At 66.8% G+C, this 16,947-nt stretch carries 18 protein-coding genes; 8 read left to right on the top strand and 10 right to left on the bottom strand.

The window, feature by feature from the left end:
• Positions 1–2: 2 nt before the first annotated feature.
• From ybeY to hrcA, 6 genes are all read right to left on the bottom strand, one after another.
• Positions 3–548: an rRNA maturation RNase YbeY gene (ybeY, locus tag GM1_RS15425; protein WP_008380302.1), complete on the bottom strand. Its 546-nt coding sequence runs from the start codon at positions 546–548 to the stop codon at positions 3–5.
• Complete coding sequence (locus GM1_RS15430; protein ID WP_008380303.1) at positions 545–1,588, bottom strand: PhoH family protein; 1,044 nt, start codon at positions 1,586–1,588, stop codon at positions 545–547. The genes ybeY and GM1_RS15430 overlap by 4 nt, the downstream gene beginning before the upstream one ends.
• 103 nt (positions 1,589–1,691) lie before the next feature.
• The gene (locus tag GM1_RS15435) at positions 1,692–2,459 is read right to left on the bottom strand and encodes an alpha/beta hydrolase family protein (RefSeq protein WP_008380305.1); all 768 of its coding nucleotides are present in this window, start codon (positions 2,457–2,459) and stop codon (positions 1,692–1,694) included.
• Between the two features lie 2 nt (positions 2,460–2,461).
• On the bottom strand, positions 2,462–3,214 hold the full coding sequence (locus GM1_RS15440; RefSeq protein WP_008380307.1) for a 16S rRNA (uracil(1498)-N(3))-methyltransferase: 753 nt from the start codon (positions 3,212–3,214) through the stop codon (positions 2,462–2,464).
• Positions 3,211–4,365, bottom strand: coding sequence for a molecular chaperone DnaJ (gene dnaJ, locus GM1_RS15445; RefSeq protein ID WP_008380310.1), 1,155 nt, complete (start codon positions 4,363–4,365; stop codon positions 3,211–3,213). The genes GM1_RS15440 and dnaJ overlap by 4 nt, the downstream gene beginning before the upstream one ends.
• A 24-nt stretch (positions 4,366–4,389) precedes the next feature.
• Positions 4,390–5,424 carry a heat-inducible transcriptional repressor HrcA gene (gene hrcA, locus GM1_RS15450; protein ID WP_008380311.1) on the bottom strand — a complete coding sequence of 345 codons (1,035 nt, stop codon included), beginning with the start codon at positions 5,422–5,424 and terminating at the stop codon, positions 4,390–4,392.
• Positions 5,425–5,498: 74 nt separating this feature from the next.
• Between hrcA and GM1_RS15455 the strand changes: the two genes are divergently transcribed.
• Positions 5,499–5,933, top strand: coding sequence for a type II toxin-antitoxin system VapB family antitoxin (locus GM1_RS15455; RefSeq protein WP_008380313.1), 435 nt, complete (start codon positions 5,499–5,501; stop codon positions 5,931–5,933).
• A gap of 435 nt (positions 5,934–6,368) precedes the next feature.
• Here the strand turns inward: GM1_RS15455 and GM1_RS15460 are convergent, their stop codons facing one another.
• Together GM1_RS15460 and GM1_RS15465 are read right to left on the bottom strand one after the other, a co-directional pair.
• On the bottom strand, positions 6,369–7,022 hold the full coding sequence (locus tag GM1_RS15460) for an HD domain-containing protein (protein WP_223291393.1): 654 nt from the start codon (positions 7,020–7,022) through the stop codon (positions 6,369–6,371).
• A gap of 41 nt (positions 7,023–7,063) precedes the next feature.
• Entirely contained in the window at positions 7,064–7,666 is a 603-nt protein-coding gene (locus tag GM1_RS15465; RefSeq protein ID WP_008380315.1) for a TetR/AcrR family transcriptional regulator, read from the bottom strand.
• Positions 7,667–7,745: 79 nt separating this feature from the next.
• On the opposite strand from GM1_RS15465, the gene GM1_RS15470 reads away from it, so the two are divergent.
• Positions 7,746–8,171, top strand: a complete 426-nt coding sequence (locus GM1_RS15470) for a PaaI family thioesterase (protein ID WP_008380316.1) — start codon at positions 7,746–7,748, stop codon at positions 8,169–8,171.
• A gap of 207 nt (positions 8,172–8,378) precedes the next feature.
• On the opposite strand, the gene hemW is transcribed toward GM1_RS15470, so the two are convergent.
• On the bottom strand, positions 8,379–9,599 hold the full coding sequence (gene hemW / locus GM1_RS15475) for a radical SAM family heme chaperone HemW (protein WP_040520325.1): 1,221 nt from the start codon (positions 9,597–9,599) through the stop codon (positions 8,379–8,381).
• A 341-nt stretch (positions 9,600–9,940) separates the two neighbouring features.
• Here hemW and GM1_RS15480 point away from each other — a divergent pair, with 341 nt between their 5' ends.
• From GM1_RS15480 to GM1_RS15500, 5 genes are read left to right on the top strand one after another with little or no spacing between them, the layout of a single operon-like run.
• Complete coding sequence (locus tag GM1_RS15480; protein ID WP_008380318.1) at positions 9,941–11,677, top strand: nitrite/sulfite reductase; 1,737 nt, start codon at positions 9,941–9,943, stop codon at positions 11,675–11,677.
• On the top strand, positions 11,674–12,444 hold the full coding sequence (locus GM1_RS15485) for a phosphoadenylyl-sulfate reductase (protein WP_008380319.1): 771 nt from the start codon (positions 11,674–11,676) through the stop codon (positions 12,442–12,444). Before GM1_RS15480 ends, GM1_RS15485 begins: the two co-directional genes overlap by 4 nt.
• The gene (gene cysD / locus GM1_RS15490) at positions 12,423–13,376 is read left to right on the top strand and encodes a sulfate adenylyltransferase subunit CysD (RefSeq protein WP_008380320.1); all 954 of its coding nucleotides are present in this window, start codon (positions 12,423–12,425) and stop codon (positions 13,374–13,376) included. Before GM1_RS15485 ends, cysD begins: the two co-directional genes overlap by 22 nt.
• On the top strand, positions 13,376–14,716 hold the full coding sequence (locus tag GM1_RS15495; RefSeq protein WP_008380321.1) for a sulfate adenylyltransferase subunit 1: 1,341 nt from the start codon (positions 13,376–13,378) through the stop codon (positions 14,714–14,716). Before cysD ends, GM1_RS15495 begins: the two co-directional genes overlap by 1 nt.
• Positions 14,717–14,727: 11 nt before the next feature.
• Complete coding sequence (locus GM1_RS15500; protein ID WP_157436075.1) at positions 14,728–15,453, top strand: sirohydrochlorin chelatase; 726 nt, start codon at positions 14,728–14,730, stop codon at positions 15,451–15,453.
• Positions 15,454–15,466: 13 nt separating this feature from the next.
• Here GM1_RS15500 and lipP1 read toward each other — a convergent pair whose 3' ends face one another.
• Complete coding sequence (gene lipP1, locus GM1_RS15505; protein ID WP_008380323.1) at positions 15,467–16,393, bottom strand: LipP1 family hormone-sensitive lipase; 927 nt, start codon at positions 16,391–16,393, stop codon at positions 15,467–15,469.
• A 163-nt stretch (positions 16,394–16,556) separates the two neighbouring features.
• Between lipP1 and GM1_RS15510 the strand changes: the two genes are divergently transcribed.
• A partial coding sequence (locus tag GM1_RS15510) for a DUF4189 domain-containing protein (protein ID WP_008380324.1) occupies positions 16,557–16,947 on the top strand: 391 nt, incomplete at its 3' end.

The following is a 16,947-nucleotide window of genomic DNA, read 5'->3' on the forward strand; positions in this document are numbered from 1 at the left end:
AGTCAGCTCCCGGCCGTGTCGCCGGAGAAGCCGGTGTTCCGAAGCAGCCTGGTGTCGCGCTGTGCCTGCTCCTGAAGTCGCACACGGTCGTCACGCGCCGAGTACCAGTCGACGATGATCTGCCCCTGCAGGCCGAACATCTCCTTCTCATCGTCCGGCTCGGCGTGGTCGAAGCCCAGCAGGTGCAGCACACCGTGCACAGTCAACACAGCGATCTCATGCTCGAAGCTGTGACGTTGACTCTTAGCCTGGTCGGCCGCGAATTCCGGGCACAGGACGATGTCGCCGAGCATCGCCGGACCGGGGTCGGCGGCATCGGGCCGACCGCCCGGGGTCAGCTCGTCCATCGGAAAGCTCATCACGTCGGTCGGCCCGGGCAGGTCCATCCACTGCACGTGCAGATCGGTCATGGCCTGCAGGTCGACGAGTTGGATGGAGAGTTCGGCTGCGGGGTGCACGTCCATCCGCGCCATCGCAAAACGCGCGGCTTCGATGATCAGTTGCTCCGGGACGTCGACGCCCGATTCGTTGAACAGTTCGATGCTCATCGGCGCCGACCTCCCTGTCGCAGACCTTCGCGCCTCATCGCGCGGTTGCCCTCCGCTTCCTCATCGGCGCGGCCGTACGCGTCGACGATGTCGGCGACGAGCTTGTGCCGGACCACATCGGCGCTGGTCAGCTCGGCGAAATGGATGTCGTCGATGCCGTCGAGAATCCGCGAGGCCACACGCAGTCCACTGGTGGCGCCGCCGGGCAGATCGACCTGAGTCACATCGCCGGTGACGACCATCTTCGCGCCGAATCCGAGGCGGGTGAGGAACATCTTCATCTGCTCGCCGGTCGTGTTCTGCGCCTCGTCGAGGATGATGAACGCGTCGTTGAGCGTCCGTCCCCGCATGTACGCGAGCGGAGCGACTTCGATGACACCGGACTCCATCAGCTTCGGAATCGCCTCCGGGTCGAGCATGTCGTGCAGTGCGTCGTACAGGGGACGCAGGTACGGGTCGATCTTCTCGCTCAGCGTGCCGGGCAGGAACCCGAGCCGTTCACCGGCTTCGACAGCAGGCCTCGTGAGGATGATCCGATTGACCTCCTTGGCCCGCAGCGCCTGCACTGCCTTCGCCATCGCGAGGTAGGTCTTTCCGGTGCCTGCCGGTCCGAGTCCGAACACGATCGTGTTCTTGTCGATCGCGTCGACGTAGTGCTTCTGGTTGAGTGTCTTCGGCCTGATCACCTTGCCGCGATTCGACAGGATGTCGAGGCTGAGAACCTCGGCGGGCGACTCCTTCTGGCCGGTCGCGAGAATCGACGTGCTCTGGCGGACCAGGTCGGGAGTCAGTTGGGTGCCGGTGCGGACCAGCTTGACCAGTTCGGAGATCACGCGCTCGGACCCGGCCACGTCTGCGGGGGTCCCGGTGAGGGTGATCCGGCTTCCGCGGACATGGATGTCGGCGGGAAGCTGCTGTTCCAGGGTCCGGAGATTCACATCCGTCGGCCCGAGAAGTCCGACCGCCAGATCCTGCGGCACATCGATCCGAGACGTCGCCACCGCGTCGGCCTTCACCGTTTCGCGGCTCAAGTCACTCACTAAATCCGTCACTCCTCGACGTTCAGTTGTTCCCCGCGCACGCGGGGGTGGTCGTTTCAGTCTATCGCCGACGCTGCAAACCGCATCTGAGATGTTTCCGCGGTCAGACGCCGAGCACCCGGAGAGTCTGGCGCATGGCCGCCGACGTCGGGTCCACGAAGGCGTCGTGCCCCTCCCCCGGCACTTCGTAGAGGACTGCGGATTGGCCACGGGCGGTGGCGTCGGCGACGTAGCGCCGACTCATCTCGATCGGGACCGACTCGTCGTCGACGGTGTGGATCACGACGACGGTCGAGTCGAACGGAGGCTGCTGCGACGGCGACGCTTCGCGATACCGGTCCGGGATCTTGTCGAACGGCGCGCCCATCAGGTCGACCACCGACGGCCGGTCGTGGGCGCCGGTTTCGGTGAAGTCGAGAACCGGCGACTGCGCGATCACCGTGCCGATGCGGAACCGGTCGGTGGCGCCGCGAAGGCGTGCGGTCGCCCACACCGCCAGGTGTCCGCCTGCAGAGTGTCCGATGACGGTCGCATTCGACGCGTCGACCCGGATTCCGGCGGTGGCGAGTTGATCGGTGACGGGACCGTCCAAGGCGCGGATCGCGGCGATCACGTCGCGCCCGGTGCCGGGCCACCCGCCGCCTGCCTCCTCGCGCCTCCGATACTCGACGTTCCACACCACAACGCCCCAATCGGCGAGCGCCCGTGCGACTCCGGTGTAGACCACAAGCGAGTACTCGGTGGACCAGAATCCGCCGTGAACGAGCACGACGATCGGGGCGCGCCCCTCACCACGTTTGTCGGCGTCCGGCAGGTAGAGATGACCGAACATGCTCGGCGCGTCGCCGTACGCGATCTTGACGCGGCGCACGGTCAGCGGCTCCAGCGATCGGTGGCCGCGCCGAGCGCGCCGAGCGCCACCGCACCGGCCGCAGCAGTGCGCAGGACCTCGGGCCCGAGGACCACCGCCTTCCCGCCGAGTGCGGTGAGGTCGGCGATCTCGTTGTCGTCGAGGCCCCCTTCGGGGCCGATCACCAGGACGACTTCGGACGCCGATGCGAAGTCGACCGACCGGAACGGCGTCGAACCGGCTTCGTGTAGCAACGCGACCACTCCGCCGTCGGCCACGGCGCGGGCACACAGGTCACGAACGTCGGTGGTGGTCGCGAGATCGGCGACGTCGGGGATCCACGGCCGGCGGGCCTGTTTGGCGGCGGTCGCCGCGGTCGCCCGCCACTTCTCGACACCGCGTTCGGCTTTCGACCCGGCCCAGCGGGCCACGCACCGCGACGCCTGCCACGGGACCACCGCGTCGACGCCGGCTTCCGTCATGAGATCAACTGCGAGTTCGCTGCGCTCCGATTTCGGCAGCGCCTGCACGACGGTGACAAGTGGCTTGGGTCGAGTGTTGAACTCGACACGACCGACGCGAACAGTCAACCGGTCCTTACCTGACACACCGGTCACCTCGCAGTCGGCAAGAGTTCCGCGGCCGTCACCGAGAATCACCGACTGGCCCTGGCGGATCCGGGTGACGGTCACCGCGTGTCTGCCCTCCGAGCCCGACACCGTCGCGGTGTCACCCGCGGCGGGGACGTCGTCGACCCAGAAGAGCGGCGGGGTCATCGGCCCACGAATGCGTTGCGCAGTTTGGAGAACAGTCCACCGGATGCCGACTTCGACGACGCGGTCACGACCTCGACGTCGTCGCCGATGGCGTCGCGGAGAGTGCGAAGGAGGTCTGCCTGAGCGGAGTCGACCTTGCGGGGCACCACGACTTCGAGGTGTGCGTGCAGGTCGCCGCGCATGCCGGTGTTCAGGTGCGGCATCCCGTGACCGCGCACGCGGACCACCGTGCCGGGCTGCGTGCCCGGATCGATGGTCACGGTGGCGGTGCTGCCGAGGACCGTGTCGACGCTCACTTCGCCGCCGAGCGCCGCATCGGCCATCGGGACGCGGACCGTGCAGTGCAGATCGTCGCCGTCACGGACGAAGACGTCGTCGACAGCCTCGCTGACCTCGACATAGAGGTCTCCCGCGGGACCGCCGCCAGGTCCGACCTCACCCTGGCCGGTCAGGCGTACCCGCATTCCCTCCTGGACACCTGCCGGAATCTTGACGGTCATGGTGCGGCGGGAGCGAACGCGGCCGTCGCCGCCGCACTTGAGGCAGGGGTCGGGGATGATCTCGCCGACACCGCGGCATTCGGGGCATTCGCGGACTGTCATGACCTGACCGAGGAACGACCGCTGAACCGACTGGATCTCGCCTGCACCCTTACACGTTCCGCAGGTCACCGGCTTGGAGTCGTCACGGGTTCCCGATCCGGTGCACGAGTCGCAGAGGATCGCAGTGTCGACGGTGATCTCCTTGCGTGCGCCCTCTGCAACTTCGTCGAGATCAAGGGTCACGCCGACCAGCGCAGGTTCACCGGGGCGCACGCGGCCACGCGGTCCTCGCCCGCCGCCGCCGAAGCCGCCTCCACCGCCCCCGAAGAAGGTCTGGAAGATGTCTCCGAGGCCGCCTCCGCCGAACGGATCGCCGCCGAAGCCGCCTCCGCCCGGACCTGCAAGCGGGTCCCCGCCGGCGTCGACGACGCGACGCTTCTCCGGGTCGGACAACACCTCGTAGGCGGTGGTCACCTCTTTGAACCGGTCCTCGGCGTCCGGGTTGACGTCGGGGTGCAGTTCGCGGGCGAGCTTCCGGTACGCGCGCTTGATCTCCTGATCAGTCGCGCCCTGCGCCACGCCGAGAATGCCGTAGTAATCACGAGCCACGGTGAAAATCGTCCTTACACATAACTATCGATCGGCGAGAACTTCGCCGACGTACTTCGCAACCGCTGCGACCGACGCGATTGTTCCCGGATAGTCCATCCGGGTGGGGCCGACCACACCGACGCTGCCGAACACTGTGCCCGAAGCACCGTACCCGGTGGAGACGACGGACGTGTTCCGCAGGTTCTCGGTGTTGGTCTCCTCACCGATCTGCACGGTGACGGTGCCGGTCCGCTGGGTGTGCGCCAGGAGTTTCAGGACCACCACCTGCTCTTCAAGAGCTTCCAGGACCGAGTCCATACCGCCGGTCGCGGGAGTGAAGTCTGCGGCCGACCTGGCGAGGTTCGACGTGCCTCCGAGCACCAGCCGATCCTCGCTCCGCTCGACGAGCGTCTCGACCAGCACAGTCGCGACGGTCACGACCGGCTCCTGCAATTCGCGCGGCGCGTGGGTCGCTAGCTCGGCGACGGCGACCGAGGCGTCCTCGAGACGCTGACCGTCGAGGGCTTTGGAGAACATGTCGCGCAGAGTGGCCAATGTGTGGTCGTCGATCGGAGCGCGGAGCGTCGCCATGCGCTGCTCGACACGCCCGGTGTCGGTTATGACGACGAGCAGTAGTCGCGACGGGCTCAGCGCCACAACTTCGAGGTGTCGGACTCGTGCCGTCGACAGCACCGGATACTGGATCACGGCGACCTGCCGGGTCAGCTGCGCGAGCAGTTTCACCGACCGCCGCAGCACGTCGTCGAGGTCGACGCCGGAATCGAGGACAGTGAGGATCGCGCGTCGTTCGGCTGAGGACAGCGGCTTGATCTCGCTGATCCGGTCCACGAACAGGCGATATCCCTTGTCGGTCGGCACGCGCCCCGAGCTCGTGTGGGGCTGAGTGATGTAGCCCTCCGCCTCCAGAAACGCCATGTCGTTGCGGACCGTCGCACTGGACACGCCGAGCTGATGCCGCTCGACGAGAGCCTTCGATCCGATCGGTTCCTGGGTGTCCACGAAGTCGGTGACGATGGCGTGCAGGATCTCGAAGCGACGGTCGTCTGCGGTCGACACCGGGCACCTCCTCGCGCTGTTGCATAGAGTGGACATGTTCATTCTACGAAACCGACTTCAGAGGCCAGGCGGCGATGATCTTCAAGGGCGTTCACGACGGGAAGCCCTACCCTGATCACGGCCTGACCCCGCGCGAATGGGCCAAGATCCCACCTCGCCAGTTCCGCTTGGATCAATTGACGCCCGTCACGACGGTCCTGGCCCTGGACAAGCTGCTGTCGGAGGACTCCACGTTCTACGGGGACCTCTTCTCACATGTGGTGCAGTTTCAGGACGTTCTGTATCTGGAGGACGGACTGCACCGCGCAGTCCGGTCGGCGCTGCGGAATCGGACGACGATCCACGCGCGCTTGTTCGATCTCGACTCGCATCTCGCCCGACTCGGGACGCTGCCGGGGCAGGACGACCTCGACGTGGAGACGACGGCGCCGCTGAGCCCGGTCTCCACGCCGCTCCCCGTCCATCCGCGACGCCGCGTCCGCACCGCGGGCGTGCACCGACTCGACTGACCGCCTCCCGGCAGTTCCGAGCAGAGTCCAGACGTTCGTTCGTCCGTGACCTGGGATCAAAGATGCTTGGGACGGGAAGCACGGGCGCGAGTCATGCTGCTTCATGCGCTTTTGCTGACTTCCCTGCTTCACCTCGCACTCCCCTGCCTCAATGTGTCTCCCCTGCCTGAGCTCAGGCAGGGAAGTCCAGCTGAGGCAGGTCGGTGCGAGATGAGGCAGGGAGGTTCGTGCCTCAACTCAGCGAACGTGCCTCAACACGACCGAACAGCCTGAGCTCAGGCTGACCAGTGACGTTGAAGCACGATCGCGAAACTGAGGCACGCCAATGCGACGCATGAGGCAGCAAGACTCGCGCCCGTGCTCCCCGTCCCAAGCATCTTTGATCCCAAGTCGCGCACGAGCATTCCCGGCCCGACTCCACGCGACGAAGGGCAGTCAGGCCCGAGCCAGCGGGTTGAGAAGGATGGGGAGTCGCGCACCCGCCCGCCACAGGACCGCGGCGCTCGAATACGGACGCAGGTGAGCCTCAACCTTCATCGCGTCACAGAACGTCTGCGTGAAGCCGTCGCGCGAGTGGGCAGCCTCGGTGACCGCGATGAGCCCCGCATCGAGTTCACGTGAACGGCGTCCCACGACGTCGAGGTTCACCGCCGAGTGAAGGCAACGGGCGACGGGTTCGGCCGGAGTTGCCGGATGAAAGTGGACAGCGATCGCACTGCGCACAACGTCAGCGTCGACTGCGGATCGATGGCGGGCCACGAGCTCACCCGCTAGGGCGCCCCCGATCGCAGCGAAGCACCCGTATCCGTCGACGTCGGGTCCGCCGAGCACGAGGTCGTGCAGCATCGACGCCGCCCAGAGCTGCTCCGGATCGGCGACCAACCCGTCGACCTCGGCGAACGCCGCCGCCCACTGGAAGCACCGCAGGCTGTGCGCGAGCACCTCGGGCGCGAGTTCGTCGGCCGCGCGTTCGGCGACCTCCGTGGCGAACTTCGAGTCCGGCGGCGTCACCAGCTGCCCGCACGAACTCGACGAGACTCGGCGCAACTGGCCTGGAAGCGACCGTGCTGCGGCCGCAGATGCCGCCATCGCGGTAGAGAGCCGCTCGGACCGAGTCAGCTCACCGATCCTCATTCGACGCCGATCCGCGACGCAAGGTCGGATCGCACCGCAGCAAGGAGTTCATCGATCTCCGCTGTCGACGCGAAGCCCTGCGCCCCCAACGCGATCATTCCGTTCACAGTCCCCCACAGGCGGAGCGTTTCCATCCGCGCGGCTCGCGCGTTCAGGGTCGACGCGGCAACAGCCTCGTCGACGACGCCTGCCAGCAGCGTCCGAACCATGCGACGGGCCTCATCCACGAGTTCGGAGTCTCCGCTTCCAACGTCAGACAGCCCGAGGATCCGGAAAGCATCCGGGTTGCTCGCGTGAAAGCGCAGGTAGGCGTCGAACACCGCCAGTTCAACTGGTCCGTCCACCGCAGAGATGGCGTCCGCCATCTCCTGCGCGTGTTCCCTGGCGATCCGGCACGCCAGTGCGGCGTAAACATCCGCTTTGCCGCCGGGGAAGTTCGCGTAGACGGAGCTGAGCGCAACGTCGGCGACCCTGGCGAGCTCGTCGACGGACGTCTGCCGGAATCCCCGCGTCGCGAACAGGCCGGCTGCCGCGTCCAGAACTGCGTTGTGGGTGCGGCGTCGACGACGGTCGGTCGGCTCGATCAACGGAACTGTCATACAAAAAACGTAGCAGCACTATTGATTCGTAGTCCAACTATGTTTTCATAGTCGTACTACGATAATGAAGGAGACGGCCATGACCGATGCGCCCACCACCGGATCTGATGCGATGCGGATGTTCTTTCCAGGTTCCCCGCTCATCGGAACCCTCGGCGTCGAGATCATCGACCTCGGCGAAGGCTCCGCACGCCTGCGAATGCCGTTCGTCGACGCGAACACAACGATCGGCCCGATGGTTCACGGCGGCGCGATCGCAGCATGCATCGATCTCGGCATCATGGCCGCGGCGTGGGCGGGCGAGAGCCCCGTCCCCGAGCAATTGCGCGGCGTGACCGTGTCCATGTCGGTCAACTTCATCGCACCGGCGATGAACGACGACATCGAGATCATCGGCACACGCCTCCGACGCGGCCGCAAACTGTCGCACTGCTCGGTCGAGATCCGCACACGGTCCGACGATCAACTCGTCGCCACCGGATCGGGCGTCTACCAGGTCGGTTGAGACCGATCGTCGATGCGGCGTCGAACGTTGCGCTCATCCCTCGTTCACGTCAAAGATGCTTGGGACAGGGAGCGGATATGAGCCTTGCGCTGCTTCATGCGGGGTGATTCCCCACTCCCTGTCTCAAGCATCTTTGACCCTGAGGCCGGAGCGAGCCCGTCTCGACTGCGCTCGACGACCGGAATTGGGCTCGACGACCAGAAAGCGTCAGTCGAGAATGTCCCGGACGACGCCGTCCGCGAGGAGACGACCGCGATCGGTGAGGACGTACGCACCCGACTCCACGACGAGAAGCCCGGCGACCACGGCGACGTCGGCACGTGCGCGTTCGGCGTCGTCGAGCATGGCCGCAGGCAGCCCGTCGCGCATCCGAAGGCGCAGCATCACCGCTTCGGTGTGCACATCCTCAGCCGAGAGCATCTCCTGGCCACCGACCGGGAGCCTGCCCTCGGCGAGCGACGCCGAGTAGGTCGCGGGGTGCTTCTGGTTCCACCAGCGCACACCGTTGACGTGCGAGTGAGCGCCGGGTCCGATGCCCCACCAGTCATCGCTCCGCCAGTACGCCTCGTTGTGCCTGCATGCCGAGTCCGGTTGCGGCAGAGCCCAGTTCGACACCTCGTACCAGGTGAGACCGGCCGCGGAAAGCCGGGCGTCGAGCATCTCGTAGCGCGCAGCGAGGACGTCGTCGTCGGGCATCGGCACCTCACCGCGCCGCACTTTCCTTGCAAACGCAGTTCCGTCCTCGACGATCAGCGCATACGCGGACACGTGGTCGACAGGCACGGACAGCACCGCGTCGATCGACGCGGCGAGGTCGGCGTCCGACTCCCCCGGCGTGCCGTAGATCAAGTCGAGGTTCAGGTGCTCGAAACCGGCGTCGACCGCTTCCCTCGCGGCCTGCAACGCACGGCCCGGCGTGTGCGTGCGTTCCAACACCGACAGGACGTGCGGAGCCGCGGACTGCATGCCGAGCGAGATCCGCGTGAATCCCGCCTCACGCAGTCGGCCGAAGAACTCCGGCGACGTCGACTCGGGATTCGACTCGGTCGTCACCTCCGCACCGGGTGCGAGGTCGAACGAGTCGCGAACCGCGCCGAGGAGTCCTGCCAGTCCCTCCCCGCCGAGCAACGACGGCGTGCCGCCTCCCACGAACACCGTCGACACTTCACGCGTCGGCGACAGCAATGCTGCAGCCGTGTCGAGTTCGCGGCGGACCCCCTCCATCCACGACTGCGGGGACGACGACGAACCGAGTTCACCGGCCGTGTAGGTGTTGAAGTCGCAATAGCCGCACCGCGTGGCGCAGAACGGTACGTGCAGGTAGAGACCGAGCGGACGAGCACCGTCGACCGAGCCGAACGCCGCCAGCGCCTGTTCCGAGAGCCGCTCAGGGGCCTGCCGATTCACCACTGAACCATCATCCCGCATCGCCGCGCGACCAAGTGAATCCGCTCCGTCCGGGTAATTAACATCACCGTGATCGAAAATAACCCCAAGTAGACGACCCGTCCCCGCGCGTGGCACTATGGACAACGTGACTTCCCCAGGAGTGTGGCTCGCCGAGCGGCGACACATCGACCTCAAGCGCGTCTGCAGCGCGTTCTGTCGGCTCTAGCCGACGATCCGACCGCTTCCGTGCACTTCTGCGCGTAGAGACAAAGCGGCCCAGTGATCGGCCCGCCTTCTGGCCCAGCCGATTCTCGTCACACACCTGATTTCCAGCCCAACGCCGTGCTGCCCTGCCCGCAGCATGCCTTGTAGGAGAATTCATGACGCTCACGTCAACCGAGTCGGCCGATGCTGCGCCTGCAGCGGCCGCCGACGCGCCCGCAGCACCGCGCAAGCGCGCGCGGCCGGTCAAGCGCAAATCCGAAGGCCAGTGGGCCCTCGGCTACCGCACACCGCTCAATCCGAATGAGCAGACCAAGCGCGACGACAACCCGTTGAACGTCCGGGCCCGCATCGAGAACATCTACTCGAAGCAGGGTTTCGATTCCATCGACAAGGCGGATCTGCGCGGCCGCATGCGTTGGTGGGGGCTGTACACCCAGCGCGAACAAGGCTACGACGGCACGTACACCGGCGACGAGAACATCGACCTCCTCGAGGCCCGGTACTTCATGATGCGCGTGCGGTGCGACGGCGGGAAGCTCGACGCAGCGCAGATGCGCACCCTGGGTGAGATCTCGACGGAGTTCGGCCGCGACACCGCCGACATCTCCGATCGCGAGAACGTCCAGTACCACTGGATCGAGATCGAGAACGTCCCCGAGATCTGGAAGCGGCTGGAAGCCGTCGGGCTCAAGACGACCGAGGCATGCGGCGACTGCCCGCGCGTGGTGCTCGGCTCGCCGCTCGCCGGCGAGTCGTTCGACGAGGTCCTCGACCCGACGCCCGCGATCGACGAGATCGTCCGCCGGTACATCGGCGATCCCGCGTACTCGAACCTGCCCCGCAAGTTCAAGACCGCGATCTCCGGCCACCAGGACGTCGTCCACGAGATCAACGACGTCGCCTTCATCGGCGTGAATCATCCCGAACACGGCCCCGGCCTCGACCTGTGGGTGGGCGGCGGACTGTCGACGAACCCGATGCTCGCCCAGCGCGTGGGCGTGTGGGTGCCTCTCGACGAAGTGCCAGACGTCTGGGAAGGCGTCGTCTCGATCTTCCGCGACTACGGATACCGCCGCCTGCGCGCAAAGGCGCGCCTGAAGTTCCTGATCAAGGACTGGGGCATCGAGAAGTTCCGCCAGGTCCTCGAGGACGAGTACCTGAAGCGGAAGCTGATCGACGGCCCCGCGCCCGAGCAGCCCGCCCGCCCGATCGACCACATCGGCGTGCAGAAGCTCCGCAACGGTCTCAACGCAGTCGGCTTCACGCCGATCGCGGGCCGCGTGTCAGGGACCATCCTCACCAAGGTCGCCGATGCGATGGACCGTGTCGGCTCTGACCGCGCTTCGTTCACGCCGTATCAGAAGCTGATCGTCCTCGACGTGCCCGACGACCAGGTCGAGTCGCTCATCGACGAGCTGGCCCCGCTCGGGCTACAGGCCCGGGCGTCGAACTGGCGGCGGAACCTGCTCGCGTGCAGCGGCATCGAGTTCTGCAAGCTGTCGTTCGTCGAGACGCGCAAGCGGTCGCAGGTGCTCGCACCCGACCTCGAAGAGCGCCTCGCGGACATCAACGCCCAGCTCGACGTCCCGATCACCGTGAACATCAACGGATGCCCCAATTCGTGCGGCCGGTCGCAGATCGCCGACATCGGATTCAAGGGTCAACTCGTCGAGAACGACGAAGGCGAGCAGGTCGAGGGCTACCAGGTCCACCTGGGCGGCAGCCTCGGCCTCGACTCCGGCTTCGGCCGCAAACTACGCCAGCACAAGGTCGTCAGCGTCGACCTCGGCGACTACATCGAACGAGTCGTCCGAAACTTCATCGAGCACCGCGAAGACGGCGAACGCTTCGCCGTGTGGGCCGTCCGAGCAGAAGAGGAGCACTTGCGATGACTGATCTCGACTTCGCTCGACCAGCCGAGGAAACCGCTCGACCAGCGGAGGAGACCATCGACGACCTCCGGGCCATCGCCGAGGCCGGAGCAGCTCAGCTCGGCCCGGATGCGACCGCGTCGGAGCTGCTCGCGTGGACCGCGGAGACGTTCGGTCCCGACTTCCTGATCGCCGCGAACATGCAGGACGCTGTGCTCATCGACGTCGCGGACAAGGCCATCACCGACAAGGACGCCGTCGGAGGCAAGCTCAAGGCGCTGTTCCTCGACACCGGCTATCACTTCGCCGAGACACTCGGCACCAGGGACGCCGTCGAGTCGGTGTACAACCTCGAGTTGATCAACGTCACCCCGGAACAGACCGTGGAGCAGCAAGACGAGCTCGTCGGACGCAACCTGTTCGCGTCCGATCCGGGTGAATGCTGCCGGCTGCGCAAGGTGGTGCCGCTCAAGGCGTCGCTCGCGCCGTACCGCGCGTGGGTCACCGGCATCCGCCGTGTCGAGGCGCCGACACGCGCCAACGCCCCACTGATCTCGTTCGACGACGCGTTCGGGCTGGTCAAGATCAACCCGCTCGCCGCGTGGACCGACGAGGAGTTCCAGAACTACATCGACGCCAACGGCGTCCTCGTGAACCCGCTGGTGGACGAGGGCTACCCGTCGATCGGGTGCGAACCGTGCACCCTCAAACCGAAAGCCGGAGAAGATCCGCGCAGCGGCCGTTGGGCCGGGCGCGCCAAGACAGAATGCGGGCTGCACGCATCATGACCATTTCCGAGAATCCCACCCGGTCGTTCGACCGCGCTGACGAGTTCACCACGCTCGACGCGCTCGAGTCGGAGTCGATCCACATCTTCCGTGAGGTGGCCGGCGAGTTCGAGCGTCCGGTGATCCTGTTCTCCGGCGGCAAGGACTCCACCGTCCTGCTCCACCTGGCGTTGAAGGCGTTCTGGCCCGCGCCACTGCCGTTCTCACTGCTGCACGTGGACACCGGCCACAACCTGCCCGAGATCATCCAGTTCCGCGACGAGATCGTCGAACGGCACAACCTTCGACTGCACGTCGCGAAGGTCGAGGATTACATCGCGGACGGTCGCCTCACCGAGCGTCCGGACGGCATTCGCAATCCACTGCAGACCATTCCGCTGCTCGACGGCATCACCGAGAACCGGTTCGACGCGGTGTTCGGCGGTGCGCGACGAGACGAGGAACGCGCCCGCGCCAAGGAGCGGATCTTCTCCCTGCGCAACGCATTCGGTCAGTGGGACCCGAAGCGGCAGCGTCCAGAACTCTGGAACCTGTACAACGGCCGCCACGCACCGGGTGAGCACGTCCGCGTGTTCCCGCTGAGCAACTGGACCGAGCTCGACATCTGGCGCTACATCGCGCGTGAGCAGGTTCTCCTCGCTCCCCTCTACTACGCGCACGAGCGCGAGGTGTACGAGCGTGACGGCATGTGGATGACGTCCGGACCGTGGGGCGGTCCCCGCGAGGGCGAGACCGTCGAGACCCGGACCGTGCGCTACCGCACTGTCGGCGACGGTTCGACGACTGGCGCCGTCCTGTCCGAGGCCGCCGACAACGAAGCCGTTCTGGCCGAGGTCGCGGCGTCGCGCCTCACCGAACGTGGCGCCACCCGCGGCGACGACCGCGTCTCCGAGGCAGCCATGGAAGACCGCAAGCGCGAAGGATATTTCTGATGAGTGCCCCCACCCCCGCCCCCGACCTGCTGCGCATCGCGACCGCGGGCAGCGTCGACGACGGAAAGTCGACCCTCGTCGGCCGACTGTTGTTCGACACCAAGTCGGTGCTCGCTGATCAGATCGACGCCGTCACCAAGGCGTCCGTCGACCGCGGCATGGACACGCCCGACCTGTCCCTGCTGGTCGACGGCCTCCGCGCCGAGCGCGAGCAGGGCATCACGATCGACGTCGCGTACCGCTACTTCGCGACGCCCGCCCGCTCGTTCGTCCTCGCCGACACCCCGGGCCACGTGCAGTACACCCGCAACACAGTGTCCGGTGCGTCCACCGCTCAGCTGGTGATCCTGCTGGTAGACGCGCGGAGCGGTGTGGTCGCACAGACTCGCCGCCACGCCGCGGTGATGGCCCTCCTCGGCGTTCCGCGCCTCGTGCTCGCCGTCAACAAGATCGACCTCGTCGACAACCCGGGCGAGGTGTTCGCCGAGATCTCCGCGGAGTTCAACCAGATCACTGCGTCCCTCGGCTACTCGTCCGACCAGGTCCAGGAGATTCCCGTCTCGGCGCTCCACGGCGACAACGTGGCGATCCGGTCGGAGAACACCCCGTACTACGACGGCCCGACGCTCATCGAGCACCTCGAGAGTGTGCCGAACGACGTCGACCGAGGCCGAGCCCAGGACGGCGAAGAGCACCTCCGTTCGGTCGGCTTGCGGTTCCCCGTCCAGTACGTGATCCGGCCGCGGACCCCCGAGTACCCCGACTACCGCGGGTATGCCGGTCAGATCGCTGCCGGCCGCGTGTCCGTCGGCGACGAGATCGTGGTCCAGCCGTCGGGCATCCGCACGACCATCGCGAAGATCGACACCGCGGACGGCGAACTCGAGACCGCGCACACCGGACGCAGCGTCACCCTGCTGCTGACGGACGACGTCGACATCTCACGCGGTGACCTCATCTCGTCGGTCACCGATGCACCCGAGCCCGCCCAACAGTTCACCGCGACTGTCTGCTGGCTCGCGGAGAAGGCTCTGCGTCCGGGAGCTCGTCTGCTCCTCAAGCACGGCGCCAAGACGACGCAGGTGATCATCTCCTCGCTCGACGCCCTCTTCGACGAGCAGGATCTTGCCGTGCTCGACGCCCCGGAGACAGTTGAGCTCAATCAGATCGGCCGCATCTCCCTGATGACGGCCGAGCCGATCGCCGCCGACGACTACCAGGTGAACCGCGAGTCGGGCAGCTTCCTGATCATCGACCCGCAGGGTGGCAACACACTCGGCGCCGGTCTGATCGGCGATGCACTCGCCCCGCTGCACCTGTCGCAGGCCGCGGCAGTCTGATGGCGACGCCGATGCGTGACGGGGGCGGCACCGTTGTCCTCGTCGCGCACGGCAGTCGAGACGTCCGCTTCGCGGACACTGCTCGACGGGTGCGCGACGCGGTCGCGGTCGCGATGCCCGGGGTCCGGGTGGAGGTCTCGTTTCTCGATCTGAACGCACCACTGGTCGGGGACGTTCTGGCGGGCGTGTCCGGCGACGTGACGGTAGTGCCGTTGCTGTTCGGCGACGGCTATCACTCCAAGGTCGATCTGCCCGCGACGATCAACGCCGTCCGTCGCAAACACCCGAGATTGAGGGCCGTCCAGACTCCGGTGATCGGATCCCGCTCCCCGGTCCCGGCCCTCTGCGACCGCCTCCGCGAGGCCGGCCTCCAGCAGGGCGCAGGCGTTCTGCTCTACGCCGTCGGTTCCAGTGACGCCGGGTCGGACGACTCCATCCGTGCTCGCGGCGTTGAACTGTCGTCCACCTTGCAGATGCCGGTCCAGACTGTGTTCGCTACGCGGCTCGGATCCGACGGGCGCCCGGTCGCCGACGCAGTTCACGCTCTCCGAAATGCGGGCGCGACGTCGATCGCCGCGTCTCCGCTGTTCCTGTCTGCCGGTCTGCTGACCGAGCGCGTCGAACGGTGGCTCGACGTCTACGCCCCCGGATCTGTGGTCGCCGGTCCCCTCGGCGCGCATCCGGCGATCGTCGATGCTGCCGCCGCACTCCACCGGGCCGCCTTCGCAGCCGTCTGACCGACGTCTCCGGTCAGTCGTCGGTGAACACCCCGTCGAGGAACTCTCCGATGTCGTTGATCGCCGTGGCCCCCAGGCCCGTGACAGCGGCCAGATTGGCGACGAACCCGTGGATCTGGCCGTCGTACCGTCGTGCTTGAACGTCAACCCCCGCATCGGCGAGGCGATGCGCGTACACCTCGCCCTGGTCACGCAGCGGGTCGAACTCGGCGGTGACGACAAACGCCGGGGGCAGTCCGGACAGGTCCTCGACAAGCATCGGCGAGGCGCGCCAGTCGAGCGGATCCGCCCGGTACCCCTCCCCGAACCACCGCAGGACGTCGACGGTGATGAAGAAGCCACGACCGTTCTCGCGGAGTGACGGGTAGGGCTTGGAGATGTCCGTCGCCGGGTAGATCAGCACCTGCGCGGCGAGCGCCGGGCCGCCGTTGTCGCGGGCGTCGATCGCGACGACGGTCGCGAGGTTCCCGCCTGCGCTGTCACCCGCCACCGCGATGCGAGACGCATCACCGTCGAGCTCGGCCGCGTGGTCACCGACCCACCGCGTCACCGCGATCGCGTCGTCGACCGCCGCGGGGAACGGGTCCTCCGGCCCCTTTCGGTAGTCGACGGACACGACGACCGCGCCGATCTGCTTGCAGAGCACCGACACCGGGCCGTGGACTGTCGACGGATTGCCGACCACGAACCCGCCACCGGGAAAGAAGATCACGACAGGGAAAGGCCCCTCACCTTCCGGCGTGTAGACGCGGACCGCGATGTCGCCTGCGGGCCCCGGGATCGTCCGTTCGACGACGTCGGCGACCTCGACCGGTGCGATACCCGACCGAATGCTGAGCTTGTCGAACGCTGTCCTCGCCTGATCGAGCGGCATCTCGTGAAGCCCCCGCCCGTTCTCGGTCGCGGTCAGGAATGCTTGGGTCTTCGGATCGACTGGCACTGAGGGTCTCCACTCATCTCGACGTCTCGTCTGATGACGTCAGTCTGCCCCATGGCCAGCGGGGACGATCGAGACGACTCGAACTGCGATCCGCGACACACCGTCGATCAGGTGAACGACCCCTTCTCGACTTTCTGAGAAGAGTCTGAGTATTCTTCCAGCTATGAAACTTCGCCAGTTGCTCGCAGCCTTCGCGATCGTCGGAACGCTCGCGACCTCCGCCACCTTTGTTCCGGCGGCCACCCCGGAAGCAGAAGCGGCACGAAGCGGCTACTGGGGAGCAATCTCTTGGGCCTACAACGGGGCGACCGGTTACGCGGTCAACTACCCGACGCAGAAGTCCGCGATCCGTGCCGCCAAGGGCCGATGCGGTTCACGATGCGGGTACTTCACCTTCTACCGCTCGTGCGGCGCCGTGGCGTACAAGTTCACGTCCTACCGCACCTATGTCGGCACCGCCCGCGGCTACCGCACCCGCGTAGGCGCCGAGCGCGCCGCACGGAGCCAGGCCGGATACGGCTCACACGTCCGCGGTTGGGCCTGCACCTCGGGCC

Source organism: Gordonia malaquae NBRC 108250 (genome assembly GCF_000344135.1).
Taxonomy (GTDB): Bacteria; Actinomycetota; Actinomycetes; order Mycobacteriales; family Mycobacteriaceae; genus Gordonia; species Gordonia malaquae.

What these genes read in the sequence shown, in the direction of transcription:
- ybeY (WP_008380302.1), bottom strand. Translation starts at nt 548, where the DNA reads ATGAGCATCGAACTGTTCAACGAATCGGGCGTCGACGTCCCGGAGCAA.
- GM1_RS15440 (WP_008380307.1), bottom strand. Translation starts at nt 3,214, where the DNA reads ATGACCCCGCCGCTCTTCTGGGTCGACGACGTCCCCGCCGCGGGTGAC.
- GM1_RS15455 (WP_008380313.1), top strand. Translation starts at nt 5,499, where the DNA reads ATGATCTTCAAGGGCGTTCACGACGGGAAGCCCTACCCTGATCACGGC.
- GM1_RS15460 (WP_223291393.1), bottom strand. Translation starts at nt 7,022, where the DNA reads ATGGCGGCATCTGCGGCCGCAGCACGGTCGCTTCCAGGCCAGTTGCGC.
- GM1_RS15465 (WP_008380315.1), bottom strand. Translation starts at nt 7,666, where the DNA reads ATGACAGTTCCGTTGATCGAGCCGACCGACCGTCGTCGACGCCGCACC.
- GM1_RS15470 (WP_008380316.1), top strand. Translation starts at nt 7,746, where the DNA reads ATGACCGATGCGCCCACCACCGGATCTGATGCGATGCGGATGTTCTTT.
- hemW (WP_040520325.1), bottom strand. Translation starts at nt 9,599, where the DNA reads ATGCGGGATGATGGTTCAGTGGTGAATCGGCAGGCCCCTGAGCGGCTC.
- GM1_RS15480 (WP_008380318.1), top strand. Translation starts at nt 9,941, where the DNA reads ATGACGCTCACGTCAACCGAGTCGGCCGATGCTGCGCCTGCAGCGGCC.
- GM1_RS15485 (WP_008380319.1), top strand. Translation starts at nt 11,674, where the DNA reads ATGACTGATCTCGACTTCGCTCGACCAGCCGAGGAAACCGCTCGACCA.
- cysD (WP_008380320.1), top strand. Translation starts at nt 12,423, where the DNA reads ATGCGGGCTGCACGCATCATGACCATTTCCGAGAATCCCACCCGGTCG.
- GM1_RS15495 (WP_008380321.1), top strand. Translation starts at nt 13,376, where the DNA reads ATGAGTGCCCCCACCCCCGCCCCCGACCTGCTGCGCATCGCGACCGCG.
- GM1_RS15500 (WP_157436075.1), top strand. Translation starts at nt 14,728, where the DNA reads ATGCGTGACGGGGGCGGCACCGTTGTCCTCGTCGCGCACGGCAGTCGA.